This window comes from Chitinimonas koreensis (assembly GCF_014353015.1).
GTDB lineage: Bacteria > Pseudomonadota > Gammaproteobacteria > Burkholderiales > Chitinimonadaceae > Chitinimonas > Chitinimonas koreensis.
This window is the reverse complement of record NZ_CP060704.1, coordinates 1,988,613-2,013,902: the sequence shown is the minus strand read 5'-3', so window position 1 is coordinate 2,013,902 and position 25,290 is coordinate 1,988,613. Positions and strand designations below refer to the sequence as shown.

Sequence of the window (25,290 nt, the reverse complement as noted above, 5' to 3'; positions counted from 1 at the left end):
GTGAAGTGCACAAACGTGCGCAGCGTTACGAACGCCCACCTCGGCCTCTGCAGCGAGGCAGGCGGTTCGCCACGCAGCCGCGCCCGGGCCGCTAGTCCAGCGCCGCGCAGGGATCGGGCCGCTGCTGCGCCGGCAGCAGCAGCTTGCGGTCGTAGCGCTCGGCGTTCTCGCCTTCCAGCAAGCCCACCGATACGCTGCCCGGCAGCCAGCGCGGCACGCCGATGTCGCGCCGCACGTGGCCGTTGCCGGCCAGCAGCACCGCGCCGCGGCCGGCGTAGGGCTTGAGCGCCTCGGCCATCGCCACGTCACGGGCGATCTGGGCGCGCGCCATGCCGTCGAGCAGCGAGGCCGGCAGCTTGCCGCAATGGCCACGGTCGACCGCCTCGCGCTGGCCGTCGAACAGCGCGGCCGGCAAGGGCTTGTCCAGGCCGGCGGCGGCGATCTGGGCCGGCGTGAACACCGCCGCGTAGCCCTCGCGGACGACCTTGGCGCCGTCGGCGCGCGACAGGTTGGCGGCCACGATCGGCAGGTCGTAGCGCAGCGCCAGCGCCACCACCGGGCGATAGAAGGCCCAGTTCCAGCCGCTCTTGCCGGCCGGCTTGGCCTGCTCGATCAGGTAGTCGGCGTCGCCCGGCCTCTCCTGGCGCGCGCGGTCGAGATCGGCCTGGCGTTCGCGGTCGAACTGCTCCATCGCGATCGCCGGCCGCCAGCCGGCCGCGACGGCGCGTTCGAGCGCGCGGAAGCGGAAGTCGTGCACGGCGGCGTTGTCGTGCACCTCGCCCAAGAGGACCACCGCGTCGCCCTCGAGCAGGCCGGCCAACTGGTCGGCCTGGGCCGCCGGCGCGGCGGCCCGGTCGGTGCGGGCGGGCGTGGCACAGGCCGCCAGCGTGGCGGCGGCGAGGAAGGACATGAGCAGGCGCATCGGCATCACCCCGGATATAAATTGAGAACGATTATCATAAACAGTTTGGTGCGATGCTGCAGCCTGGGGCGCACAGTGCGTGACTCCTTCGGAGCATGCGCAGGGAAACGCCTGTAGGAGCGGCTTCAGCCGCGAATGGTGGTGCTGTCGCTGTCGCACGTTCGTGTGCTTCCCGCCATTCGCGGCCGAAGCCGCGCCTACGCGAAGCTGCGCAGGCGATATGGCGGAACGGGACAGAAGGCGCGTCCAGCGGCGACAATGGCGTTCCATTCCCCGCACCACGCCGACCATGCTGCTCGATTTCTTCTACCAGTTGCGCGCCGCCAGGCTGCCCGTCTCGATCAAGGAATTCCTGACCCTGCTCGAAGCGCTCGACGCGCGCGTGGTGGCCGGCAGCCTCGACGATTTCTACGTGCTGGCGCGCACCGTGCTGGTCAAGGACGAGAAGTATTTCGACCGCTTCGACCAGGTGTTCGGCCATTACTTCAAGGGCGCCGAGCACGCGCTGGAGAAGATCGAGGCCGAGATCCCCGAGGACTGGCTGACCAAGCTGATCGAGAAGCAGCTCAGCGAGGAGGAGAAGGCCCAGCTCAAGGGCATGGGCTGGGACAAGTTGATGCAGACGCTGAAGGAGCGGCTGGCCGAGCAGAAGGAGCGCCACCAGGGCGGCAACACCTGGATCGGCACCGGCGGCACCAGCCCGTTCGGCGCCTACGGCTACAACCCGGAAGGCATCCGCATCGGCCAGGACGGCTCGCGCCACCGCCGCGCGGTCAAGGTATGGGACCAGCGCGAATACCGCGATTTCGACGACACGCGCGAGCTCGGCAGCCGCAACTTCAAGGTGGCGCTGCGGCGGCTGCGCCGTTTCGCCCGCGATGCCGAGGCCAATGTGCTCGACCTCGACGGCACGGTGCGCGCGACCTCGGACAACGCCGGCTGGCTCGAACTGAAGTTCCGCCACGAGCGCCACAACGCGGTGAAGGTATTGCTGCTGCTCGACGTCGGCGGCTCGATGGACGACCACATCCAGGTCTGCGAGACGCTGTTCTCGGCCGCGCGCAGCGAGTTCAAACACCTGGAGCAGGCCTACTTCCACAACTTCGTCTACGAATCGGTCTGGCGCGACAACCGCCGCCGCCACGCCGAGCGGCTGCCGACCTGGGATCTGCTGCACACCTATCCGTCCGACTACAAGCTGATCCTGGTCGGCGACGCCACCATGAGCCCGTACGAGATCAGCTATCCGGGCGGCTCGGTCGAGCACATGAACGAGGAGCCGGGCCGGGTCTGGCTCGAACGTTTGCTGGCGCGCTTCCCGGCCGCGGTCTGGCTCAATCCGGTCGACGAGCAGTACTGGGACTACACCGAGAGCCTGCGCATGACGCGCGAGCTGATGGGCGGGCGGATGTTCCCGCTGACGCCGGCCGGCCTGGAAAGCGCGATGCGGCGGCTGATGGCTGCGCAGTGAGGGGACAGGGGTGAGGGGTGAGGTGTAACCCCATCCCCCTCCCGGCCTCCCCCTTGAAGGGGGAGGAGCCGTGCAGCGACGGCTCCATTGGCTGCGATCGTTCAGACATGTGCGACCGACTCCCTCCCCTTCAAGGGGAGGGCCGGGGTGGGGATGGGGTCAACCCTCACACCTAACCCCTCACACCTAACCCCTCACACCTAACCCTCACACCTAACCCCCGCCGAATATAAAATGAGAATTGCTTGCATTTGAAATGCTAACAATTATCATTCAATACATGACGACGCCCACGCTGAAGCTACCCAGCCCCGTTCCGGCCCCTCGCCCGCGCATCGACGTGCAGCAGTTGATGCAGGGCCGCCAGGAGCTCGAGATCGCCCATCGCGGCGAGGTCTACCGGCTCCGCCTGACCAAGAGCGGCAAGCTGATCCTGACCAAGTAGCGGAGCGGCGCGGGCTTCCTATCACCCTCTCCATGACGATGTAGCCAGCCAGCCGTCTCGACGGTCAGCCAGCCAACTTACCCGCCCCGTCGCCGGTTCATGCCCACACGGGAATCCACCAGCGGCGGGGATTTTTTTGGATGTGCCGACCTCATGACCACAACCCGACCGCCTCGCCTCACGCCGCTCGCCGCGCTGCTCGCCACCCTGCCCTTCGCCGCCGCCTTCGCCGACACCGCCGCCCCGGCCGCCGGCGCCGCACCGGGCGACAGCCTGCCCACCGTTTCGATCACCGCCACCCGCCTGCCCAAGGACGCCGAGACGGTCGCGCCCAACGTGACGCTGCTGGCGCCCGAAGGCACCGACGCAGGCCGCGTGCGCGACATCCAGAGCCTGTTCGTCGAGGAGCCGGGTGTTAACGTGAACCGCGACCCGGCCCGCCGCGGCAACGCCGCGGTGAACATCCGCGGCATCGACGGCAACCGCGTGCTGATGACCATCGACGGCGTCTCGCTGCCCCAGCTCTATGCCGGCGGCGGCGCGGCGATCTCCGGCCGCGACATGGTCGAGCTCGACACGCTGGCGGCGGTCGAAGTGGTCAAGGGTCCGTATTCCGGCCTCTACGGCGCCGACGCGATCGGCGGCGTGGTGGCCTACCGCACGCTGTCGGTCGACGACCTGCTCCAGCCGGGCAGCCAGATCGGCGGCCGCCTGCGCGGCGGCTGGTACGGCGCCGACGACAGCACCAAGCTCGGCGCCGCCGTCGGCTTCCGCGGCGACCAGCTCGGCGGCGTAGTCAGCTATGTGAAGCGCCGCGGCGACGCGCTCGAGAACAAGGGTGAGAACACCAGCGCCGGCTCCGCCCGCACCGCGCCGAACCCGCTGGGCTGGGACAGCGACGCCGTGCTGCTCAAGCTCGACTGGTCGATCGCGCCGGGCCACACGGTGGGCCTGACCTACGACGGCTTCGACCGCACCCAGGACGGCGACATCCTGACCAGCCGCAGCGCCGCCGTGCTGGGCCAGATCGCCCACGACACCGCCGAACGCAGCCGCACCAGCCTCGGCTACGGCTTCAAGGCCGACGGCGCAGGCCTCATCGGCGCGCGCGTCAACGTCTACCGGCAGGACGCCAGGAGCCACGAGAACGTGCGCGAGTACCGCAGCGGCAACGTGCTGCGCACCACCGATTCGGCTTTCGAGCAGGAGGCGGTCGGCGCCGACGGCCAGCTCACCCACCGCTTCGACCTCGGCAACATGGTCCACACCGTGGTGTGGGGCGCCGAATACGGCAAGACCCAGACCAGCCGGCCGCGCATGCGCACCCAGGTGGCGGCCAACGGCACCGTCACCACCGTGGTCGGCGGCGAGCGCTTCCCGCAGAAGACCTTCCCCGACAACGACGCCGAACGCTACGGCGCCTTCGTGCAGGACGAGATCGCCTTCGCCTCGGGCCTCACCGTGACGCCTTCGCTGCGCTACGACCGCTACCGCCTGACGCCCAAGCCCGACGCGCTGTTCGCCGCGGCCAACCCGAACGGCTACACGGTGGCCGAGTACGAGGACTCGGCGGTGTCGCCGCGGCTCTCGCTGGCGCTGCCGCTGGGCGAGCACTTCACCCTGTTCGGCCAGGTCGGCACCGGTTTCCGCGCCCCCAACTTCGACGACGCGATGCTGGTATTCAGCAACGCCGCCCAGGGCTACGAAGTGCTGCCCAACCCGGCGCTCGAGGCCGAGAAGAGCAACAGCGTCGAGATCGGCGCGCGCTGGCGCGACGGCGGCGTCGAGCTGTCGGCCACCGCCTTCCACAACCGCTACAAGGACTTCATCGAGCAGGTGATGGTGTCGCCGGTCGACACCAACGGCAACGGCGTGAACATGGAATTCCAGGCCCGCAACCTGGCCCGCGTGCGCATCCAGGGTGTCGAGCTCAAGGCGGCCTGGCGCTTCGCCGAGGACTTCCGCCTGCGCGGTGCGCTGGCCTATGCCCGCGGCGACGACCTCGAGGACGACGTGGCCCTCGACAGCGTCGATCCGCTCAACGGCTTCGTCGCGCTCGACTACGAGCGCACGGCCTGGGGCGCCAGCCTGACGCTGCGCGGCGCGCAGAAGAAGTCGCGCACCAGCGCCGACACCCTGTTCAAGGCACCCGGCTACGGCGTGCTCGACCTGTCGGGCCACTACGCGCTGGGCAAGTCGCTGACGCTGACCGCCGGCGTCTACAACCTGGCCGACCGCAAGTACTGGCTGTGGGCCGACAGCCGCGGCGCCGCCGCCAACGGCGCCGTGCTCGACCGCTTCACCCAGCCGGGCCGCAAGGCGGCGGCCACGGTCGACTACCGCTTCTGAGCCCGAGCGGCGCAAGAGGAACCCGCCGGGCCATGTACCCGGCAGGAGGAGGAAGCCCCGCCCAAGGGCAAGCCAGGGGCGGCCCGGCAGCCGGCGCCGCCCCCAGCCATTGCACACGATCCCCGTTGGATCAACACAAGGAGCCCGACATGAACGCATCCACCCTGTGGCAGAGCTATCTGCACATCAAGGCCAGCGAACCGAAGATCCGTGCGCGCGACGCCGCCGCCCGGCTCGAGGTGAGCGAAGCCGAGCTGGTGGCGGCCGATCCGCTGTCCGTCACGCTGTTCCCCAAGTGGGCCGACATCCTGGGCGAGCTCGAAGCGCTCGGCCCGGTGATGACGCTGACCCGCAACGAAGCCGCGGTGCACGAGAAGACCGGCGTCTACGCCAACGTCAGCATCAACGGCGAGATCGGCCTGGCGCTGAATCCCGAGATCGACCTGCGCTTCTTCCTGCACAGCTGGCGCTACGGCTTCGCGGTGCGCGGCGAACGGCCGTCGATCCAGTTCTTCGACCGCCACGGCGATGCCGTCCACAAGGTCTTCCTCACCCACGAATCGAACACCGCCGCCTACGACGAGCTGGTCAGCCGCTACGCCAGCAGCCACGCGGTGGTCGAGCCCGACGCGCGCAACGCGCGCGAAGCCGAGCAGACCGACGACGGCGTCGACGTCGCCGCTTTCCGCGACGGCTGGCTCGGCATGGGCGATACCCACGAATTCTTCCCGCTGATCCGCCGCTTCAAGCTGCAGCGGCTGCAGGCGCTGCGGCTGGCGCCCGAGGGCTACGTGCGGCCGGCGCCGGTCGCGGCGGTCAACACCCTGCTGGACAGCGCAGCGAAGAGCGGCCTGTCGATCATGGTGTTCGCCGGCAACCAGGGCTGCCTGCAGATCCACACCGGCCCGGTGCGCAAGATCGTGCCGATGGGGCCGTGGCTCAACGTGCTCGATCCCGGCTTCAACCTGCACCTGCGGATGGATCTGTTCGACCGCGCCTACGTGGTGCGCAAGCCGACCCGCGACGGCGAGGTCACCTCGCTCGAGTGCTACGACGCCCAGGGCGACCTGATCGTGCAGTTCTTCGGCGAGCGCAAGCCGGGCAAGCCCGAGCTGGCCGGCTGGACCGAGCTGGCGCACAGCCTGGCCGCCAAGGAGGCGAACCATGTCCATTGAGCGCGCCCTGCCCGTCCGCCGCTGGCTGCCGGCGCTGCTGGCCGGCCTCGTCGCCGTCGCCGGCCAGGCGGCCGAGCGGCTGGTGGTGCTGACTTCCGACGTGGCCGAGATCGTCGTCGCGCTGGGCAAGGCGGCCGAGGTGGTCGGCCGCGACCGCGCCAGCAAGCAGCCCGAACTGGCCAAGGCCGGCGAGATCGGCTCGTCGCGCTCGCTCTCCGCCGAGCCGATCGTCCGGCTCAAGCCGACCCTGGTGATCGGCAGCCAGCTGGCCACGCCCGACGGCATCTGGGGCCAGCTCGGCGGCCTCGGCATCCGCGCGGTCAAGATCGGCGCGCGCGAGAACGGCAGCGACTACGCCGACATGATCCGCAGCGTCGGCAAGCTGATCGGCGCCGAGTCCGATGCCGGCAAGCTGGCCGGCGAGTGGCAGGCCGCCATGCAGTCGTCGGCCGCCGCGGCATCGGCCGCCGCAGCTGCCCGCAAGCGCGTGCTGATCACCTACGAGGGCAAGACGGTGGCCGGCCGCGACACCCCGGGCGACGCGCTGATCCGCGCCGCCGGCGGCATCAACGCCGCGGCCGGCGTGGACGGCTACAAGCCGCTCGATCCCGAGGCGATCGCCCGGCTGGCGCCCGACCTGATCCTGGTGGCCGACCACAACCGCGCGGTCTACGGCGGCCTCGACGGCTTCAAGCGCCGGCCCGACATCGCCGCCACCCCGGCCGGCCGCAACGGCAAGGTGTTCGAGGTGCCGGTGCACGAGTTCTTCACCATCAACCTGGGCAGCCCGGCGAGCGTGAAGAAGCTGCGCGAGCTGAGTTAAGAAGCCTATCTCGACAGGAATTCGCCTTGCGTTGCCGGCATAAAAGCCCGCCGGCGCGAAGCACCCGCAAGGGGTACGCCGTGGTTGCAAGGCGCTACGCGCCAACAACCACGCAGCGAGGAGGAAATGTAGTGATCTACATGACGATGAGCGACAAAGCTGGCGGGCTTTCATGCCGGCAACCCGAAGGGCCGGGCCGGTTTGGGGCCCGGCGCAGGGTGAATTCCTATCGGGATAGGCTCTGAGATGGGAACGCCCAGCATCAAGCCCTTCGTGCCGGCGCGCGACTTCGACGTCTCGCGCCGCTTCTACCGTGCGCTCGGCTTCGAGGAGCGCTGGTGCCGCAACGGCGTGGCCGAGCTCGGCCTCGGCGACTGCGCCTTCCTGCTGCAGGATTTCTACCGCAAGGACTGGGCCGACAACGCCATGATCCACCTGCTGGTCGAGGACGCCGACGCGCTGTGGCAGCACAGCGAGACCCTGCTCGAGGCCTACCCGCTGTGCCGCGCCCGCGCGCCGCGCGACGAGCCCTGGGGCGTGCGCCAGTGCGTGCTGCGCGATCCGTGCGGCGTGCTGTGGCATATCGGCCATTCGCTGGAGCGCTAGATGTCCGCCGTCCGCGCCTATTGGCGACGCCCCAGCCTGCTCGTCCCGCCGCCCGGCTGGCGCGGCCTGCTGGCCGCGGCGCTGTGCGCCGCCCTGCTGCTGTTCGCGCTCGGCTTCGCCGGCGACGGCTGGCACTGGCCCGACCTGGCCGATCCGCTGGTCGCCGGCCTGCGCGTCCCGCGCGTGCTGGCGGCGCTGCTGGTCGGCGGCGCGCTCGGCGCCGCCGGCGCGGCGCTGCAGGCGCTGTTCCGCAATCCGCTGGCCGATCCCGGCCTGATCGGCACTTCGAGCGGCGCCGCGCTGGCCGCGGTCGGCGTGATGGCGCTCGGCTGGGGCGGCATCGGCCTGCCGCTGGCGGCCTTCCTCGGCGGCCTGGTCGCCACCGTGCTGCTGCTGGCGCTGAGCCGCTGGCTCGGCGGCGGCGAGGCAGGCCTGCTGCTGTTCGGCCTGATGCTGGGCAGCTTCGGCGCAGCCGCCACCGGCATGCTGATGTTCCTGTCCGACGACCTCACGCTGCGCAGCGCGATGAGCTGGCTGTCGGGCCAGCTCGGCAGCAGCACCGGCGCGCCGCTGGCGCTGGCCGCGCCCGGGGCGCTGCTGGGCCTGGCCGCGCTGATCGCGCTGGGCCGCGATCTCGACTGCCTGCTGCTGGGCGAGGACGAGGCGCGCAGCCTCGGCGTCGCGGTCGAACGCACCCGCCTCCTGACCGCGGTCGCCGCCGCGCTGGCGGTCGGCGCGGCGGTCTCGGTGTCCGGCATCATCGGCTTCGTCGGCATGATGGTGCCGAACGCCTGCGCGCTGCTGCTCGGCGGCGGCCGGCGCAAGCTGATCGCCGCCTCGGCGGCGGCCAGCGCCTTCTTCCTGCTGCTGATGGACACGCTGGCGCGCGGCATCGCCTACCCGGTCAACCTGCCGGTCGGCCTGCTGTCGGCCTTCATCGGTCCGGCCTTCTTCCTCTGGCTGTTCCACCACCGCAGCAAGGAGCAGCCATGAACGCCCCCGCCGCCGGCCGGATCGGCCTGCCCGCGCTGCTGACGCGCCGGCTGACGCTGCGGGTGCGCGAACGCACGCTGCTCGCGCCGCTCGAGGCGGCGCTGCCGGCCGGCCGCCTGACCGCGCTGGTCGGCCCCAACGGCGCCGGCAAGAGCACCCTGCTGCGCCTGTTGGCCGGCCTGCAGCCGCCGAGCGGCGGCGAGGTGCAGTTGCACGGCCTGCCGCTGGCCGCGCTGACGCCGGCCGAGCGCGCGCGCCGCATCGGCTGGCTGGCGCAATTCCCGCCGCAGACGCTGCCGCTGTCGCTGGCCGAATACCTGATGCTGGGCCGCCGGCCGGCGCTCGGCAGCTTCGGCCGGCCGGGCCCGGACGACCGCCGGCGCGTCGAAGCGGCGCTGGCTGCCTTCGACCTCGCGCACCTGGCCGGCCGGCCGTGGCGCACGCTGTCCGGCGGCGAACGCCAGCGCGCCGGCCTCGCCCGGCTGCTGGTGCAGGACGCGCCGATCTGGCTGCTCGACGAGCCGACCAACCACCTCGACCTCAAGCACCAGGCGCTGCTGTTCCGCCGCCTGCGCCAGGAGGTCGCGGCCGGCCGCACCATCGTCGCGGTGCTGCACGACCTGGCGCAGGCGGTACGCTGGGCCGACCACGCGCTGCTGCTCGGCAACGGCCGCCTGCTGGCCGCCGGCCCGCCGGCCGAGGCGCTGGCGCCGGACCTGCTGGCGCGCGCCTACGACTGGCCGGTCACGCTGTGGCGCAGCGACGAAGGGCACTGGCAGGTGGCGGTCGGAGAGGCGAATTGAGCGCCGCGCAGGCCGGACATGCCGCAATTTTCACCGCAGAGGACGCCGAGGACACGGAGGAGGAACGAAGGGGATTTATCCCTTTAAGTCGACACACATAGGGACTTGAGTATGTAAGTCCCGAACAAAGCGCCACGCTTCTCGCTGCGAACTCCGCGTCCTCGGCGTCCTCCGCGGTGAATGTCTTTCTCCATCGCGAACCGACCCGCCCGCCGCCGGTCACAACAAACCCGTCCCATTTATCGAAGCACGATTGCCGCTCGGCGAGGCCGTCGGCATAATCCCGCCACCATGAAATTCCTGTTCGACCTCTTGCCGGTCCTGGTCTTCTTCGCCGGCTATTCCACGGACGTCACCCTCCCCAGCTGGGCCTGCAGAAGCCCATCGAATTCGCGACCGCCCTGGCCATCCTGGTCTCGGTCGGCCAGATCGGCTGGCTCAAGCTGCGCGGCAAGCACGTCGAGGTGATGCAGTGGATCGGGCTGGCGCTGATCGTCGTGCTCGGCGGCGCCACCATCCTGCTGCACAGCCCCACCTTCATCTACTGGAAGCCGACCCTGCTGAACCTGGCGCTGGCCACCGCGCTGCTGGTGTCGCGCTTCGTGCTGAAGAAGCCGCCGATGCAACTGCTGCTGGGCAAGGAAATCCAGCTGCCCGAGCCCCTGTGGGACAAGCTGATGTGGGCCTGGGCCGGCTTCTTCGTCGCCGTCGCCGCGATCAATCTGTACGTCGCCTACAGCTTCCCCGAGGCGGTGTGGGTCAAGTTCAAGCTGTTCGGCCTGCTCGGCCTCACCGTCGTCTTCGCGCTGGCGCAAGGCGTCTGGCTGTCGCGCCACCTGCCGGACGACAAAGCGGTCGCCAAGGAATCCTGACCATGTACTACGCCATCACCGGCCTCGATACCCCCGGCACGCTCGAGCAGCGCCTGGCCAACCGGCCGGCCCACCTCGAACGGCTGAAAGCATTGCAGGAACAGGGCCGCCTCCTGCTGGCCGGCCCCTTCCCCGCCATCGACAGCCCCGACCCCGGCCCGGCCGGCTTCACCGGCAGCCTGATCGTGGCCGAATTCGACGATCTCGAAACGGCCCGCGCCTGGGCCGAAGCCGATCCCTACAAGGCCGCCGGCGTCTATGCCGCGGTCGAGGTAAGGCCCTTCCGCAAGGTTTTCCCCACTTGAACACGATCGAACGAATCCGTGCGAAACTCGCGCCCTTGTCGCCGCTCGTAATCGAACTACGCGACGACAGCGAGCGGCATGCCGGCCACGCCGGCGCAGCTTCGGGCGGCGGGCACTATCGGTTGCGGATCGTGTCCGAGCGTTTCACCGGCCTCGCCGCCGTGGCCCGCCACCGCCTGGTGTACGGCCTGCTGGGCGAAATGATGCGACGCGACATCCACGCGCTCGCCATCGATGCAAAAGCGCCCGGCGAACCGGGCTCCGACTGACTCTTACCCTCATCCTCTCTAGGACCAAGAAGGACGCACTCGATGCAAACCAAGATTTTCGCCCCCGCTCTGATCGCCGCCATGCTGGCCGGCGCCGTCGTCGCTGCCGACAAGCCGGTGGCGGTGGTCAACGGCGTGGCCATCCCGCAGGCCCAGATGGACTTCATCCTGAAGCAGCTGGCCGAGCGCGGCGCCAAGGACAGCCCCGAACTGCGCACCAAGATCCGCGACGACCTGATCACCAAGGAAGTGATCGCCCAGGAAGCCGCCAAGCAAGGCCTCAACAAGAGCGCCGACGTACAGGTGGAAAGCGCGATGGCCCAGCAGAACGTGCTGCTGAAGGCCTTCGTGCAGAACTACCAGAAGACCAACGCGATCCCCGAGGCGACGCTGAAGGCCGAGTACGACAAGCTCAAGGCCCAGATGCCGTCGAAGGAATACAAGGCCCGCCACATCCTGGTGAAGACCGAGGCCGAAGCCAAGACCATCATCGCCGATCTGAAGAAGGGCAAGAAGTTCGAGGACATCGCCAAGGCCAAGTCGGAAGATCCGGGCAGCAAGGCCAACGGCGGCGACCTGGGCTGGGCCGCGCCGACCAACTTCGTCAAGGAATTCGGCGACGCGATGACCGGCCTGCAGAAGGGCCAGGTCACCCAGAACCCGGTCAAGACCCAGTTCGGCTTCCACGTGATCAAGCTCGAAGACGTGCGCACGCCGCAAGGCCCCGGCTTCGACGAGGTCAAGGCCGGCCTGCAGCAGCAACTGCAGGGCCAGCAGCTGGACAAGCTGATCGCCGACCTGCGCGGCAAGGCCAAGGTCGAGTAATCGTCCCGCCGTATCGCCAGCACGCACAAGGGGCCGCAAGGCCCCTTGTCATATCCGCAGCAACCGTTCCCCGGAGAACACCATGGACATGAAGAAGATCGAAGCCGTCATCAAGCCGTTCAAGCTCGACGAAGTGCGCGAGGCGCTGGCCGAGGTCGGCGTGACCGGACTCACCGTCGCCGAGGTCAAGGGCTTCGGCCGCCAGAAGGGCCACACCGAGCTGTACCGCGGTGCCGAGTACGTGGTCGATTTCCTGCCCAAGGTGAAGATCGAGGTGGTGATCACCGCCGACCGCGTCGACGCGGCGATCGACGCCATCGTCAAGGCGGCCCGCACCGGCAAGATCGGCGACGGCAAGATCTTTGTCAGCCCGGTCGAGCAGGTGGTGCGCATCCGCACCGGCGAGACCGGCGCGGACGCCGTCTGACCGGCAGCGTCGAGGTTTCGCGGCGACGCACGAGCCGCGCGCCTCGGCCAGGATGAAAAGGGACCGGCATAGCCGAGTCCCCATGAAAAAGCCCGCCTTTCGGCGGGCTTTTTCATTCCCCGGAGACCGGCATCAGCCGACGTGGTCACCGCCGACGTCGCTGGCCGTGGCATAGGTTTCGACGCTGGCCGACTCGCTGTTGCTGTCCAGCACCGCTTCCACCCCGCTCTGCCCCTTCTCCAGCGCCGCGATCAGCAGCTCGGAGAACTGGTCGAGCCGGTCCGCCGTCCAGCCCGAAGCCATGGTGTAGACGCCGTCGCCGTGGCCCGCGTTGGCCGCCAGCGTGTCCAGCGACAGCGAGGCCACCGTGTTGCCGTCGACATCGACCAGTTGCAGCGTGTCGACGTCGACCGACTGGTAGTCGGCGATGGTGATGCGGGCGTAGGACTTCTCGCCGACCACGTAGTTGACGACCAGATCGTCGCCGTCGATGTCGACCTTCAGGTTGTCGGCGCTGAGCTCGACGTCGAACAGGTGGTTGGCCGCCAGCTTGACCGTGTCGTGGCCGCCGGCCACGTCGTAGATCGTGTCGCGGCCATCGCCGATCGAGATCACGTAGGTATCGCTGCCGGCGCCGCCGCGCAGGTCGTCGTCGCCCATGCCGCTGTACAGCTTGTCGTTGCCGGCGCCGCCGGTGAGGTCGTTGTCGCCGGCGTACTTGTAGCCGACCAGGTAGGCCAGGAAGCCGCCCACCAGGCCTTCGACGCCGTTGAACTCGTCCAGGTTGAGGTCGATGCCGACCTGGTTGGTCAGCCAGTCGACGCCTTCGAACGCCGCGCCGGTGCCGCTCGAGACCTTGTCGCCGAGCCATTCCAGGCCGCTGGAGATGCTGCTCGACACGTCGGCGTCGGCCACGTAGTCGAAGCCGCTCGACACGCCGTCGACCGCGGTCGACAGGCCGTCGGCGCCGCCCTCGAGCAGCGGCTTGAGCACGTCGGCCAGGCTGAAGTCGGCCGACGACAGGCCGGTGACGTTCGACACCGCGCCGACCGCGCTGCTGGTGACGCCGTCGACGGTATCGAGCAGCGAACCGGCCGAGACGGTGGCGTCGCTGAGCTCGTCCTTGATCATCGAGGCGATGCCGGACCAGGCGCTGGCGAGGTCTTCCATCAGCGTATCGGTCAGGTAGTGGGTGATGGCGTCGAAGCCGGTGCCCACGTCCTCCCAGGCCGAGTTCAGCGAATTGGCGTCGCTGGTCAGCAGTTGGTCGATCAGGCCCCAGCCCAGGCCCAGCATCACGTCGTCGCCGGCGCCGCCGCTGACGTAGGTGCCGGCGGTGGTGGAGAACACCACGTCGTCGCCCTCGCCGCCCAGCAGCACGTTGCCGACCAGGTTCAGGTCGCCCAGGTTGCCGCTGCTCAGCGACTTGTACTGCGAGCGCAGGAAGTTGGCGTCCATCGCCACGCCGACCCAGTCGCCGGCCGACTCGAAGTCGCTCTCGACCAGGCTTTCCATGGTGTTGAACACCGTGGCTTCGGACAGGCCGATCAGCACGTCGCGGCCGGCGCCGCCGATGGCGATGTTGTTCTGTGCGGCGGTCACGATCAGGTCGTCGCCCTCGGCGCCCATCGCCACGGTCGAGGTGCCGGCCAGCACCATGGTGTCGTCGCCGCTGCCCGAGTGGACGAAGTTGAAGGCGGTGTCGACGCTGAGGTGGCTCTTGCTGGTGTCGGTCGAGGTGGTGCCGTCGTCGGCCTCGGTGGTGGTGGTCGTGGTGCTGTCGTAGTTGAGCTTGCTGCCGTCGTTGACCACCACGATGAAGTCGTCGCCGCTGTCGGTCAGCAGCACGTTGTGGTCGCCGTAGACCACCGCGGTGTCGTCGCCGGCGCCGGTCCAGGCCACGTTGAACTGGGTGTTGTAGGTCGTGGTGCTCTCGGTGGTCTGGTCGCTGCCCTCCTCGGCCACTTCGCTTTTGCTGGTCTGGCCGCCGCCGTAGGACACCATCACCAGCGTGTCGCTGCCGCTGCCGCTGACCGCCAGGTTGTCGGTGCCGACCAGGGTCATCACGTTGTGGCCGTCGCCGCCGATCAGGATGTTGCCGTTGACGCTGTGGGTGCTGCTGGCGCTGCCGTAGGCCAGCGAGGTCAGCACGTCGTCGCCCGAGCCGCCTTCGACCAGGTTGCCGGTGCCGACGGTGGTGACGATGTTGTCGCCCTCGCCCGCCACCACCACGTTGTAGGTACCGAGCGCGGTCACCACGTCGTTGCCGGCGCCCGCGACGATGCCGGTCTTGCTGCCGACGGCCGTGATCACGTCGTCGCCGGCGCCGGTCACCAGCAGGTTGTTCTGGCCCAGCGCGGTCACCACCGTGTCGGCGCTGCCGCCGACCACCACGTTGTTCTTGCCCAGCACGGTCACCACCTCGGTGCCGTTGGCCGCCACCGCGGCGTCCGACAGGCCCGCCTGGCCGACCAGGTCGGTGGCCGCCACGCCGGCCGCGATCGAATCGACCAGGCCGACCGCCGTAGCGGCGACTTCCATGTAGTTGCCGGTCACCACCAGGTTGTTGCTGCCGATGGCCGTCACCACGTCGGCGCCGCCGTCGGCCCAGACGATGTTGTTGGAGCCGACCGCGGTCACCACGTCGTCGCCCGTGCCGCTCCACACCACGTTGGTCGAGCCGAGCGCGGTGACGATGTCGTCGCCCGAGCCGGTGTAGATCACGTTGGTCGAGCCGATCGCGGTCACCACGTCGTCGCCGGCGCCCTGCGCCAGGTTGTCGCCGAGGAACTGCTCGATCGCGCCGGTCACGTTGTCGCCGACCGCGTCGTCGAGCATGCCGGCGAGGTCGGTCAGGCCGTCGCCCAGGCCGGTCAGCACCACGTTGTTGCTGCCGACCGCGGTGACGATGTTGTCGCCGGCGGTGTTCAGGACGATGTTGTTGGCGCCGAGCGCGGTGGTGACGTTGTCGCCGCCGTTGGCCAGCACGATGTTGTTGGCGCCCACCGCGGTGACGATGTCGTTGCCGCCGCCGGTGTAGATCACGTTGGTGCCGCCGACCGCGACCACGATGTCCTGGCCCGAGCCGCTGTTGATGGCGCCGGTGATCTGGTCGGCCGCGCTGTCGATCGCCGCGGCGGCGTCCTTGCTGTCGACCGCGTCGCCGAGCACGTCGCCCAGGCCCTTGGCGCCGGCCTTCACCATGCCGCCGACCTCGGTCAGGATCACGTTGGCGGCGCCGACCGCCACCACCGTGTTGCCGCCGACGGTGGTCGCCACCAGGTTGCCGGTGCCGGCCGCCACCATCACGTTCTTGTCGCTATTGGCCAGCATCACGTTGTAGTTGCCGACCGCCGCCTCGATGTTGCCGCCGGCGTTGCTGACCAGCGCGTTGGCCGCGCCGAGCGCGCCGATCTTGTTGTCGCCGCCGCCGGTGTAGACCACGTTGATGCCGCCGGCGACCAGGATGTTGCTGTTGCCGCCGGTCTCGATCACCAGGTTGGCGCCGCCGGCCGCGATCAGGTTGTCGTTGCCGTCCTCGGCGTAGATCGCGTTGGCGCCGCCGAGCTCGACCACGGTGTCGTTGCCGCTGCCGGTAGTCACCACGTTGGCGCCGCCGATGGCCAGCGCGAAGTCGTTGCCGCCGCCCAGCGTCAGCACGTTGGCGCCGCCCGCGGCGTAGATGGTGTCCTTGCCGCCGTCGGTGTCGACCACGTTGGCGCCGCCGCCGACGGTGATCTGATTGTCGCCCGAACCGGCGTCGATCACGTTGGCGCCGCCCCAGCCGGTGATGGTGTCGTTGCCGCTGCCGGCGTCGATCACGTTGGCCACGCCGCCGGCGGTGATGGTGTTGTTGCCGCCGCCGGCGTCGATGACGTTGGCGGCGCCGTTGGCGGTGATGCTGTCGGCACCGCTGCCGGCCTTGATCACGTTGGCGCCGCCCTCGGCCAGGATGCTGTTGGCGCCGTCGCCCGCGGCGATCTCGTTGCCGCCACCGTAGGCCTTGATGGTGTCGACGCCGCTGCCCGCGGTGATCTTGTTGTAGCCGCCCTCGGCGGTGATGGTGTTCACGCCGTCGCCGGCCGTGATGACGTTGGCGCCGCCGACCGCCTTGATGGCGTCGTTGCCGCCTTCGGTGGTGATGACGTTGGCACCGCCGGCCGCGTTGATGGTGTTGTTGCCCGCGCCGGCCTTGACCACGTTGGCCGCACCGTCGGTGGTGATGTTGTCGTTGCCGCCGGTGGTGGTGACCACGTTGCCGGCACCGGCCGCGGTGATCACGTTGTCGCCCGCGCCGACGCTGATCTCGTTGCCGCCGCCGTAAGCCTTGACGGTGTCGACGCCGCTGCCGGCGGAGATCTTGTTGTAGCCGCCCTCGGCGGTGATGGTGTTCGCGCCGTCGCCGGCCGTGATCACGTTGGCGCCGCCGACCGCCTTGATGGCGTCGTTGCCGCCCTCGGTGGTGATGACGTTGGCGCCGCCGGCCGCGTTGATGGTGTTGTTGCCCGCGCCGGCCTTGACCACGTTGGCCGCGCCGTCGGTGGTGACGTTGTCGTTGCCGCCGGTCGCGGTGATCTCGTTGCCGGCGCCGGCCGCGGTAACCGTGTTGTCGCCGGCACCGACGTTGACCTTGTTGTAGCCGCCCGCGACCTTGACCGTGTCGACGCCGCTGCCGGCGGTGACCTGGTTGTAGCCGCCCAGCGCGGTGACGACGTTGCTGCCGTCGCCGGCCGTGATGACGTTGGTGGCGCCCGCGGCGGTGATGCTGTCGTTGCCGCCCTCGGTGGTGATGACGTTGGCGCCGCCGGCCGCGTTGACGGTGTTGTTGCCTGCGCCGGCCTTGACCACGTTGGCCGCGCCGTCGGTGGTGATGCTGTCGTTGCCGCCGGTCGAGGTGATCTCGTTGCCGGCGCCGGCCGCGGTGACCGTGTTGTCGCCCGCGCCGACGTTGACCTTGTTGTAGCCGCCGGCGACCTTGACCGTGTCGACGCCGCTGCCGGCGGTGACCTGGTTGTAGCCGCCCAGCGCGGTGACGGTGTTGGCGCCGTCGCCGGCCGTGATGGTGTTGGTGGCGCCCGCGGCGGTGATGCTGTCGTTGCCGCCCTCGGTGGTGATGACGTTGGTGCCGCCGGCCGCGTTGATGGTGTTGTTGCCCGCACCGGCCGACACCACGTTGGCCGCGCCGTCGGTGGTGATGTTGTCGTTTCCGCCGGCCGTGGTGACCACGTTGCCGGCGCCTGCCGCCTTGATCACGTTGTCGCCCGCGCCGGCGCTCACTTCGTTGCCGCCGCCGGCCACGGTGATGCGGTCCAGGCCCGAGCCGGTGGTGACCTTGTTGTAGCCGCCCAGCGCGGTGACGGTATTGGCGCCGTCGCCGGCCGTGATGACGTTGGTGGCGCCCGCGGCGGTGATGCTGTCGTCGCCGCCTTCGGTGGTGATGACGTTGGTGCCGCCGGCCGCGTTGATGGTGTTGTTGCCCGCGCCGGCCTTGACCACGTTGGCTGCGCCGTCGGTGGTGATGCTGTCGTTGCCGCTGCCGGTGGTGACCACGTTGCCGGCACCGGCCGCGCTGACCACGTTGTTGCCCGCGCCGGCGTTCACTTCGTTGCCGCCGCCCGCGACCGTGATCCTGTCGAGGCCCGCGCCGCTGGTGACCTTGTTGTAGCCGCCCACGGCGGTCACCGTGTTGTCGCCGTCGCCGACCTTGATCACGTTGGCGCCGCCTTCGGCATTCACCGTGTCGTTGTCGTTGCTGACCAGCGTGGTGATGGTGCCGGTCGGGATCTTGATGCTGCCGATCAGCGGCATCTTGACCGTGGTGTAGGTGACTTCCGTGGCGTAGGTCGCCGCACCCGAGGTATCGACCACGTTGCCGGCACCGACCACCTTGACGGTGTCGTCGCCGCTGCCGGTGGTGACTTCGTTGCCGGCGCCGGCGGCCGACACGTTGTCGTTCTGGCTGCCCGCGGTGATCTTGTTGTAGCCGCCGGCGGCGCTGATGGTGTTGGCGCCGTCGCCCGCGGCGATCTGGTTGTAGCCGCCCGCGGTGGTGATGTTGTCGCTGCCGCCGCCGGCGGTGATGACGTTGGAGGCCGCGTTGGCGATCACGGTGTTGTTGCCGTCGCCGACGTTGAGCACGTTGCTGGCCGCGTTGAGCTTGACCCAGTCGTCGCCGCCGTTGGTGTAGATGGTGTTGCTGGCGCCGTCGGCGATGATCGAGTCGCTGCCCGAGCCGGCCGTGACCGTGTTCTGCGCGCCGGCGAGCTTGACGGTGTTGTTGCCGTCGCCCGCGGTCACCTTGTTGTAGGCGCCGGCGGCGGTGATGTTGTCGCTGCCGCCCTCGGCGGTGATCTCGTTGTAGCCGCCGGCCGCGCTGACGGTGTTGTCGCCGCTGCCGACGTTGACCACGTTGCTGGCCGCCTTGACCGTCACGTTGTCGTTGCCTGCGCCGGTCGAGATGGTGTTGCTGACGCCGTCGGCCGTCACCGCGTCGTTGCCGCTGCCGGCGGTGACCTTGTTGCCGGCGCCGCCGACGTCCACCGTGTTGTTGCCGTCGCCGGCGGTCACGGTGTTGTAGCCGCCCACCGCGCTGATCTTGTCGCTGCCGCCTTCGGCGGTGACCTGGTTGTAGCCGCCCGCGGCGCTGACGGTGTTGTCGCCGCTGCCGACGTTGACCACGTTGCTGGCCGCCTTGACCGTCACGCTGTCGTTGCCGCCGCCGGTGGAGATGTTGTTGCTGACGCCGTCGGCGGTCACGCTGTCGTTGCCGCTGCCGCTGGTGACCTTGTTGCCGGCGCCGCCGACGCTGACGGTGTTGTTGCCGTCGCCGGCCGCCACGGTGTTGTAGCCGCCGACCGCGCTGATGTTGTCGCTGCCGCCCTCGGCGCTGATCTTGTTGTAGCCGCCCCGGCGCTGACGGTGTTGTCGCCGCTGCCGACGTTGACGGTATTGCTGGCCGCGGTCACGGTGACCTTGTCGTTGCCGGCGCCGGTCGTGATGCTGTTGCTGACGCCGTCGGCGCTGACGGTATCGTTGCCGCTGCCGGTGGTCACGCTGTTGCTGGCGCCGCCGACGGTGACGCTGTTGTTGCCGTCGCCGGCGTTGACGACGTTGGAGCCGCCGTAGGCCTGGATATTGTCGTTGCCGCCGTAGGTGGCGATCTTGTTGCCGCCGCCGGCCGCGTAGACGGTGTTGTTGCCCTGGCCGACGTCGATGTCGTTGTAGCCGCCGTAGGCGGTGACCTTGTCGTCGCCGGTGCCGGCGTCGATCTCGTTGTAGCCGCTGGTGCTGGTGATGGTGTTGTTGCCGCCGCCGGCGTCGATGTCGGCGTAGGCGCCGGCCGAGATCTCGATGTTGTCGCTGCCGTCGCCGCCGAAGACCTTGTTGTAGGCGCCGACGTAGATGCGGATGGTGTCGTCGCCGCTGCCGCCGTCGATCTTGTTGTAGGCGCCGACCTTGATGACCAGGGTGTCGTTGCCGTCCTCGCCGAACAGCGTGTTGTAGGCGCCGGCCGTGACGGTGAGGGTGTCGTTGCCGCCGCCGCCCTTGACGATGTTGGCGCCGATCGACGACGCGGTGTAGTTGTCGTTGCCGCCGCCGAGCTGGACGTTGGTATAACCGAGCTTGACGATGCTGTCGGCCAGATCCTTGAGATCGTCGCCGAGTTCGGCGAACGCCTTGCCGATGTCGTTGATCTCGTCGTTGATGTCGTTCCAGGCATTGCTGACCGTGTTGGCCCACTGCTTGGCGGTATCGACTATCGGATCGGCGACGTTCTTCTTGAGCCAGCCTAAAACACCCATTTTCTTCTCCTTGGATTGCCCTGCTTGTTGCTACTGTTGTCGCGCTCAGCGCCGCCTCAGGCGGCCTGCTCGTCGATGATCACGTACGGCGCCAGCGGCATCATCTTTTCGGCGATGCCGTCGAGGAAGCCGGCCAGTTCGGCCGGATTGGCGTCGAGGTAATGCTTGAAACCTTGCGGATCGGACCAGTAGGTCAGTACCTGGGTGGTGCCGAAATCGGGGTCGAGCAGCCAGTCGAGGCCGCAGAAGCTGTCGATGCCCTGCATCGAGCGGATCAGCGCCGCCATCTCGGGCACCAGCTCGCGGCCGGCGGCCTTGGCCGACAGCATGGCGGCCAGCTGCACCATCAGCTTGGGCCGCGCCGCGTGCGGCACGCGGTAGTGCACCGGGCGGCGCGACAGGAAGGCCGGCTCGAGCTCGGCGACGGACTGGGCGTCCTGGAACAGCGCGGTATGGTTGCCGTCGATGAAGGCCTTGAGCGCAGCGGTGTCGTCGAAGGCCATCAGCCAGTGCAGCTCGGCTTCCTTGGGCCGGATCATCTGGCTGAAACCGGCAAAGCCCGGTTCGCTGCGCAGCCGGCGCAGCGTGCGCTCGGCGAGGGCGGCGACCGATTGCTTGCCGTCGCGGCGCAGGCGGCCGGTCCATTGAACGATGGCCTGATTCGTCATCGACGATCTCCCTGTTTGTGATGGGCTGGATGTTAGGGAGGCGTCCGGCCGGCTCACATACGACGCGCGTCGTATTCGGCCGGCCCGCACGATGGGATTTTTCCCATTCGCGCCGCCGGACCCGGTCCGGCGCGTGGAGCGCCCGTATGCCGGCCATTACAGCGGAAGGGAATGGCGGCCTGGATGGCGGCCGGATTACAAAGATGTCATCGAGGTGCGAGGAGCGAAGCCGCCGGCCAGAGCTGGAGACAGGGACCGGGAGAAACGCCAGGCCGGTACACGACGAAGGGAGGCGATACCCGCCTCCCTTCGTCGTTTCACCGCGGCCGGACCGTTACGGGCGCGGCGGATAGAGGCCGTTGACGACCAGGCAGTAGCGCAGCGCGATCTGCGGCGGCACCGTGGGGATCGGCATGCCGCCGCCGCTGGTGGCGATCGTCACCGTGCCGCCGCTGGACGAGCCGCCGCCGCCGGAAACGCCGCCGAGCGCCACGTCGGTCCCGCTGGTCACGGTGGGATCCAGGTAGAGATTGACCTGCTCGCTCGAGGTCGTGCTGCTCTGCCCCAGCATGGAGCCGGCCTGCGGCGTATCGGAAGTGCCGGACGCCTGGCGCGCCTTGACCTGCACGCTGCTGCCCGACGTGCCGCCGCCGCCCGGAGTGTAGGTCGCGCCATGGGTGTGCGCGGCCAGCATGGCGACGGTCTGCACCACGCTCTCCTGGCCGAACTTCTGGCCCATCGGATGGGCGGTCAGGCCCGGTCCCTGGCCCCAGCCGACCGGCGCGCGGCCGCGCAGGTCGGGGATTCCGAAAGTGGTGCGGCAATCGCCGCCGGAGTAGGTGTTGCAGCCCACCAGCGAATAGAGCGCCTGGTAGGTGTTGATGGACAGCAGTTGTCCCTGCGGTTCCACGGTGTTGGCCGGGCAATAGCTGCCCGCCATGATGCAGATCTGGCCGATGTAAGCGTCTTCGCCGCAGGCGAAGGCCTGAGCGGACGTCGCGACGACCAGGCCGGTGAGCATGGTCGAGCGGATGAGCGTGCGAATCGTCATGAAGGGTCCTCCTGTCGTGGTTTCAGGTGCGCGGCCACGCCGCCGGGCGATGGACATCCGCCCCGACGCTGCGGTCCGGCACGCACGGGCCTTGCCGCCGGAGGCTCAGGGGCGCGGCGGATAGAGGCCTTCGAGGACGATGCAGTAGCGCAGCGCGATCTCGGGCGGCACGGTGGGCATCACCTGCCCGGCGCCGCTGACCGCTACCGTCACCGTGCCGCTGCTCGCCGAGCCGCCGCCGCCGGACACGCCGCCGAGCGCCACGTCGGTCCCGGTGGTGACGGTCGGATTCAGGTAGGTGTTGACCTGCTCGCCCGAGGTGGTGCTGCTCTGCCCCAGCATGTAGCCGGCCTGCGGCGTGTCGGAAGTAGCCGGCGCCTGCCGAGCGTTGACCTGCGCATTGGTGCCCGGCGTGCCGCTGCCGCCGGGCGTGAAGGTCGCGGCATGGGTGTGCGGCGCCATCATGGCGAGGGTTTGCGATATGCCTTCCTGGCCGAATTTCTGGCCCACCGCATGCGCGGTCAGACCCGGCCCTGGCCCCAGCCGACCGGCGCGCGGCCGCGCAGGTCGGGAATGCCGAAGGTGGTGCGGCAGTCGCCGCCGTAGGTACAGCCCACCAGCGAATAGAGCGCGTTGTAGGTATTGATGGCCAGGAGCTGCCCCTGGGCCTCGGCGGTGCCGTTCGGGCAGTAGTTGCCCGCCACGATGCAGATCTGACCGATATAGGCCTCGGTACCGCAGGCGAATGCCTGGACGGAGGTGGCGGCGACCAGGCCGGTCAGCATCGTTGAACGGATGAGGGTACGAATCGCCATGTTTGGAGCCTCCTGGAGGATTTTAGGTAGGTGAACGTGCGGGGTCCGGGCCGGATCGACTGGGCCCTGGCGGACTTGCCTCTTATCAATAGCCATAAAAATGAACGACAACAATTTAAAACAAGCCGTCGCCGTTCGTCGCCAATGCCTTGTTTAATCGAGTGATTTCGGCCTGGTCGTGGATATATCCGATATTCCCGCCTGGCTCGGCCGATCCGAACCGACCGCACCGGGCAGTGGACGCCCGCCACCGCCCGGCGGACAATCGATGCTTCGGCGCGCCGATCCGCGGCTGCCACCGCAACGGAACACAGGGGTCATGAGGGCACTACTGGTCGAGGATGAACAGCGCATCGCCGGCTTCGTCTGCGCCGGCCTGCGCGAGCAGGGCTTCACGGTCGAGCATTGCGAGGACGGCAACACCGGCTACGACTACGCCATGACGCGCGACTACGACATCGTGCTGCTCGACATCATGGTGCCGGGCCGCGACGGGCTGTCGATCCTGAAGAACATGCGCAAGCAGGGCCGCAACGTGCCGGTGATCCTGCTGACCGCGCGCAACGAGCTCGACGACCGGCTCGAGGGCCTCAACCTCGGCGCCGACGACTACCTGGCCAAGCCGTTCTATGTCGAGGAGCTGGTGGCGCGCGTGCATGCGCTCCTGCGCCGGGTCAGCGGCGAGCGGCAGAACGTGCTCAAGCTCGGCACGCTGCGGCTGGACCGGCTGAGCCGCGAGGTGCGCTGCGGTGAGGAGACGGTCGAGCTGACCGGCCGCGAATTCAACCTGCTCGAATACCTGATGCGCTCGCCCGGCCGAGTGTTCACCCGCACCCAGATCCTCGAACACGTCTGGGGCTACGACTTCGATCCGCAGACCAACGTGGTCGACGTCTGCATCCAGCGCATCCGCAAGAAGCTCGACCGCTGCGGCAGCCAGCCGATCGAGGCGGTACGCGGCGTCGGCTACCGGCTGAGCAAGGACGGCGAGGCGTGATCCGCCTGCGGCGGCCGCGCCTGCGCTCGTTCCGCCTGCGGGTGGCGCTGATGGCCGCGGGCCTCGCCAGCGTGGTGCTGGCGGTGTTCTTCGCCGGCGCCTACCTGATGGTGCAGAGCCGGCGCGGCCTGGTCATGGACAAGATCCTGCTGAGCCACCTGTCGGGCCAGATGGCGCGACGCAATCCCGACAACGTCTGGGGCAACATCCAGGCCCAGCTCGACGCGACCTTCACCGGCTTCGCCGACGAGGACTACGGCGAGCCGCGCGTGCTGCTGCTGGTCTACGACGCGCGCCGGCGCGAGATCTACCGCAGCCCGGAATGGCCGGCCGCGCTGTCCGACGACCGCCTGCCGCCCGCCACCGTGCTGCACGGCAACTTCCCGCCGGCCGGCCCGACCGCGGAGATGGGCCGCGAGGACTTCGGCCGCCCGCCGCCCTGGGACGGCGGCGACCCGGCGGCCGGCGATCCGGCGGCCGGCGGTCCGGAGGCCGGCGATCCCGAAGGCCGCAGGCCGCCCGACCGGCGGCGGCCGATGCCGCCGCCGCAGTTCCGCCGCGAGCACATCAAGCTCACCACGCTGCAGGTGGGCGATACCAAGTGGCGCTTCGGCGGGGTCGACCATCCGGGCAGCAAGGTGCTGGTCGGCATCAACCTGACGCTGTCGCAGCGCCAGATCCGGCGCAACATCGCGCTGTTCGGCGCCGCCGTGCCGATCGCACTGCTGCTGATCGCGCTGGCCGCCTGGTACCTGTCGGGCCGGGCCATGCGCTCGATCGAGCACCTCGGCAGCGCGATCGGCCACGTCAACACCAGCGCGCTCGACCGGCGCATCAGCGCGGCCGACGAGGACCGCGAGTTCGCCGGCCTGGTGGCCACCTTCAACGACATGCTCGACCGGCTCGAACGCAGCTTCACCCAGGCCACCCGCTTCTCCGGCGATGCGGCGCACGAGCTGAAGACGCCGCTGGCGATCCTGCAGGGCGGGCTCGAACGCTGCCTGCACCAGTCGATCCCGGGCTCGCCCCTGCAGCGCAGCCTGAGCGAGATGATGGACGAGGTGCGCCGGCTCGACGGCATCGTGCGCAAGCTCTTGCTGCTGTCGCGCGCCGACGCCGGCCGCATGCGGGTGCCCGAGCAGGTGTTCGACTTGGCCGAGGTACTGCAGGACGTGGTGGAGGACCTGGCGCTGCTGGCGGCCGACCGGCCGACCCAGGTGATGCTGCCGCCCAGCCTGCCGGTGGCGGGCGATGCGGACCTGCTGCGGCAGATCGTGCAGAACCTGGTGATCAATGCGGTCAAGTACGGCGACCGCGGCGAGGACGGCTGGATCCGGCTGAGCGCGATCCGGGTCGACCAGCGCTGGCTGATCGACGTCGCCAACGCCTCGGCCGACGGCATCGCGCCGGAGCACCGCGAGCGGCTGTTCGAGCGCTTCTACCGCGTCGACAGCGCGCACAACCGCCGCATCGACGGGGTCGGCCTGGGCCTGAGCCTGGCGCGCGAAATCGCCCGCGCGCACGGCGGCGAGCTGGCGCTGTTCGACGCCGGGCCGCCGCTGGTGTGCTTCCGGCTGAGCCTGCCGGCGGCGGACGCACCCGCCGCATCCGCAGCTTCGAGCCGACATGAACAAAGCTTTACCGCCGAGGACGCGGAGGACCCCTAGCCGGA

At 69.4% G+C, this 25,290-nt stretch carries 22 protein-coding genes; 15 read left to right on the top strand and 7 right to left on the bottom strand.

What is annotated here, in order from left to right:
- Positions 1–91 precede the first annotated feature (91 nt).
- The gene (locus tag H9L41_RS08830; protein ID WP_308417318.1) at positions 92–922 is read right to left on the bottom strand and encodes a ChaN family lipoprotein; all 831 of its coding nucleotides are present in this window, start codon (positions 920–922) and stop codon (positions 92–94) included.
- Positions 923–1,211: 289 nt separating this feature from the next.
- On the opposite strand from H9L41_RS08830, the gene H9L41_RS08825 reads away from it, so the two are divergent.
- From H9L41_RS08825 to H9L41_RS08765, 13 genes are all read left to right on the top strand, one after another.
- The gene (locus H9L41_RS08825; RefSeq protein ID WP_028446617.1) at positions 1,212–2,393 is read left to right on the top strand and encodes a vWA domain-containing protein; all 1,182 of its coding nucleotides are present in this window, start codon (positions 1,212–1,214) and stop codon (positions 2,391–2,393) included.
- A 280-nt stretch (positions 2,394–2,673) separates the two neighbouring features.
- Positions 2,674–2,838 carry a hemin uptake protein HemP gene (gene hemP, locus H9L41_RS08820; protein WP_157462005.1) on the top strand — a complete coding sequence of 55 codons (165 nt, stop codon included), beginning with the start codon at positions 2,674–2,676 and terminating at the stop codon, positions 2,836–2,838.
- A gap of 153 nt (positions 2,839–2,991) precedes the next feature.
- The gene (locus H9L41_RS08815; RefSeq protein ID WP_028446616.1) at positions 2,992–5,187 is read left to right on the top strand and encodes a TonB-dependent hemoglobin/transferrin/lactoferrin family receptor; all 2,196 of its coding nucleotides are present in this window, start codon (positions 2,992–2,994) and stop codon (positions 5,185–5,187) included.
- Between the two features lie 149 nt (positions 5,188–5,336).
- On the top strand, positions 5,337–6,362 hold the full coding sequence (locus H9L41_RS08810) for a hemin-degrading factor (protein ID WP_034607120.1): 1,026 nt from the start codon (positions 5,337–5,339) through the stop codon (positions 6,360–6,362).
- Complete coding sequence (locus H9L41_RS08805; RefSeq protein ID WP_051319088.1) at positions 6,352–7,185, top strand: heme/hemin ABC transporter substrate-binding protein; 834 nt, start codon at positions 6,352–6,354, stop codon at positions 7,183–7,185. Before H9L41_RS08810 ends, H9L41_RS08805 begins: the two co-directional genes overlap by 11 nt.
- Before the next feature lie 246 nt (positions 7,186–7,431).
- Positions 7,432–7,791 (top strand): VOC family protein, encoded by a 360-nt coding sequence (locus H9L41_RS08800; RefSeq protein ID WP_034607119.1) that lies wholly within the window; start codon positions 7,432–7,434, stop codon positions 7,789–7,791.
- A complete protein-coding gene (locus tag H9L41_RS08795) occupies positions 7,792–8,784 on the top strand; it encodes a FecCD family ABC transporter permease (protein WP_084300341.1) in 993 nt (330 codons plus the stop codon).
- Positions 8,781–9,587, top strand: a complete 807-nt coding sequence (locus H9L41_RS08790) for an ABC transporter ATP-binding protein (protein WP_084300339.1) — start codon at positions 8,781–8,783, stop codon at positions 9,585–9,587. The genes H9L41_RS08795 and H9L41_RS08790 overlap by 4 nt, the downstream gene beginning before the upstream one ends.
- Before the next feature lie 296 nt (positions 9,588–9,883).
- The gene (locus H9L41_RS08785; RefSeq protein WP_308419657.1) at positions 9,884–10,459 is read left to right on the top strand and encodes a septation protein A; all 576 of its coding nucleotides are present in this window, start codon (positions 9,884–9,886) and stop codon (positions 10,457–10,459) included.
- Positions 10,460–10,461: 2 nt separating this feature from the next.
- Positions 10,462–10,764, top strand: a complete 303-nt coding sequence (locus H9L41_RS08780; RefSeq protein WP_028446609.1) for a YciI family protein — start codon at positions 10,462–10,464, stop codon at positions 10,762–10,764.
- Complete coding sequence (locus H9L41_RS08775) at positions 10,761–11,033, top strand: BolA family protein (protein ID WP_051319087.1); 273 nt, start codon at positions 10,761–10,763, stop codon at positions 11,031–11,033. Before H9L41_RS08780 ends, H9L41_RS08775 begins: the two co-directional genes overlap by 4 nt.
- Before the next feature lie 42 nt (positions 11,034–11,075).
- Positions 11,076–11,858: a peptidylprolyl isomerase gene (locus H9L41_RS08770; protein ID WP_034607116.1), complete on the top strand. Its 783-nt coding sequence runs from the start codon at positions 11,076–11,078 to the stop codon at positions 11,856–11,858.
- 88 nt (positions 11,859–11,946) lie between these two features.
- Complete coding sequence (locus tag H9L41_RS08765) at positions 11,947–12,285, top strand: P-II family nitrogen regulator (protein ID WP_028446606.1); 339 nt, start codon at positions 11,947–11,949, stop codon at positions 12,283–12,285.
- Between the two features lie 132 nt (positions 12,286–12,417).
- Here H9L41_RS08765 and H9L41_RS08760 read toward each other — a convergent pair whose 3' ends face one another.
- The 6 genes from H9L41_RS08760 to H9L41_RS24495 form a co-directional block, all read right to left on the bottom strand.
- Positions 12,418–19,122, bottom strand: coding sequence for a DUF3060 domain-containing protein (locus tag H9L41_RS08760; protein WP_187523760.1), 6,705 nt, complete (start codon positions 19,120–19,122; stop codon positions 12,418–12,420).
- On the bottom strand, positions 19,038–20,087 hold the full coding sequence (locus tag H9L41_RS08755; RefSeq protein ID WP_187523759.1) for a calcium-binding protein: 1,050 nt from the start codon (positions 20,085–20,087) through the stop codon (positions 19,038–19,040). The genes H9L41_RS08760 and H9L41_RS08755 overlap by 85 nt, the downstream gene beginning before the upstream one ends.
- A 56-nt stretch (positions 20,088–20,143) precedes the next feature.
- Complete coding sequence (locus H9L41_RS08750; RefSeq protein WP_028446605.1) at positions 20,144–20,755, bottom strand: hypothetical protein; 612 nt, start codon at positions 20,753–20,755, stop codon at positions 20,144–20,146.
- A 334-nt stretch (positions 20,756–21,089) separates the two neighbouring features.
- Complete coding sequence (locus tag H9L41_RS08745; protein ID WP_051319086.1) at positions 21,090–21,806, bottom strand: phage tail protein; 717 nt, start codon at positions 21,804–21,806, stop codon at positions 21,090–21,092.
- A gap of 105 nt (positions 21,807–21,911) precedes the next feature.
- Complete coding sequence (locus tag H9L41_RS24500) at positions 21,912–22,271, bottom strand: hypothetical protein (protein WP_265583974.1); 360 nt, start codon at positions 22,269–22,271, stop codon at positions 21,912–21,914.
- A gap of 56 nt (positions 22,272–22,327) precedes the next feature.
- Complete coding sequence (locus H9L41_RS24495; RefSeq protein ID WP_265583973.1) at positions 22,328–22,621, bottom strand: phage tail protein; 294 nt, start codon at positions 22,619–22,621, stop codon at positions 22,328–22,330.
- Between the two features lie 319 nt (positions 22,622–22,940).
- On the opposite strand from H9L41_RS24495, the gene H9L41_RS08735 reads away from it, so the two are divergent.
- Positions 22,941–23,618, top strand: coding sequence for a response regulator transcription factor (locus tag H9L41_RS08735; protein WP_028446602.1), 678 nt, complete (start codon positions 22,941–22,943; stop codon positions 23,616–23,618).
- The gene (locus H9L41_RS08730) at positions 23,615–25,285 is read left to right on the top strand and encodes a sensor histidine kinase (RefSeq protein ID WP_051319084.1); all 1,671 of its coding nucleotides are present in this window, start codon (positions 23,615–23,617) and stop codon (positions 25,283–25,285) included. The genes H9L41_RS08735 and H9L41_RS08730 overlap by 4 nt, the downstream gene beginning before the upstream one ends.
- Positions 25,286–25,290 lie beyond the last annotated feature (5 nt).

Excerpts from the sequence above, each read along its gene's own strand:
- H9L41_RS08815 (WP_028446616.1), top strand. The coding sequence starts at position 2,992 with ATGACCACAACCCGACCGCCTCGCCTCACGCCGCTCGCCGCGCTGCTC.
- H9L41_RS08790 (WP_084300339.1), top strand. The coding sequence starts at position 8,781 with ATGAACGCCCCCGCCGCCGGCCGGATCGGCCTGCCCGCGCTGCTGACG.
- H9L41_RS08745 (WP_051319086.1), bottom strand. The coding sequence starts at position 21,806 with ATGACGATTCGCACGCTCATCCGCTCGACCATGCTCACCGGCCTGGTC.
- H9L41_RS24495 (WP_265583973.1), bottom strand. The coding sequence starts at position 22,621 with ATGGCGATTCGTACCCTCATCCGTTCAACGATGCTGACCGGCCTGGTC.
- H9L41_RS08755 (WP_187523759.1), bottom strand. The coding sequence starts at position 20,087 with ATGGGTGTTTTAGGCTGGCTCAAGAAGAACGTCGCCGATCCGATAGTC.
- H9L41_RS08735 (WP_028446602.1), top strand. The coding sequence starts at position 22,941 with ATGAGGGCACTACTGGTCGAGGATGAACAGCGCATCGCCGGCTTCGTC.
- H9L41_RS08805 (WP_051319088.1), top strand. The coding sequence starts at position 6,352 with ATGTCCATTGAGCGCGCCCTGCCCGTCCGCCGCTGGCTGCCGGCGCTG.
- H9L41_RS08750 (WP_028446605.1), bottom strand. The coding sequence starts at position 20,755 with ATGACGAATCAGGCCATCGTTCAATGGACCGGCCGCCTGCGCCGCGAC.
- H9L41_RS08770 (WP_034607116.1), top strand. The coding sequence starts at position 11,076 with ATGCAAACCAAGATTTTCGCCCCCGCTCTGATCGCCGCCATGCTGGCC.
- H9L41_RS08825 (WP_028446617.1), top strand. The coding sequence starts at position 1,212 with ATGCTGCTCGATTTCTTCTACCAGTTGCGCGCCGCCAGGCTGCCCGTC.
- hemP (WP_157462005.1), top strand. The coding sequence starts at position 2,674 with ATGACGACGCCCACGCTGAAGCTACCCAGCCCCGTTCCGGCCCCTCGC.
- H9L41_RS08810 (WP_034607120.1), top strand. The coding sequence starts at position 5,337 with ATGAACGCATCCACCCTGTGGCAGAGCTATCTGCACATCAAGGCCAGC.
- H9L41_RS08765 (WP_028446606.1), top strand. The coding sequence starts at position 11,947 with ATGAAGAAGATCGAAGCCGTCATCAAGCCGTTCAAGCTCGACGAAGTG.
- H9L41_RS08830 (WP_308417318.1), bottom strand. The coding sequence starts at position 922 with ATGCGCCTGCTCATGTCCTTCCTCGCCGCCGCCACGCTGGCGGCCTGT.
- H9L41_RS08780 (WP_028446609.1), top strand. The coding sequence starts at position 10,462 with ATGTACTACGCCATCACCGGCCTCGATACCCCCGGCACGCTCGAGCAG.
- H9L41_RS08795 (WP_084300341.1), top strand. The coding sequence starts at position 7,792 with ATGTCCGCCGTCCGCGCCTATTGGCGACGCCCCAGCCTGCTCGTCCCG.
- H9L41_RS08800 (WP_034607119.1), top strand. The coding sequence starts at position 7,432 with ATGGGAACGCCCAGCATCAAGCCCTTCGTGCCGGCGCGCGACTTCGAC.
- H9L41_RS24500 (WP_265583974.1), bottom strand. The coding sequence starts at position 22,271 with ATGATGGCGCCGCACACCCATGCCGCGACCTTCACGCCCGGCGGCAGC.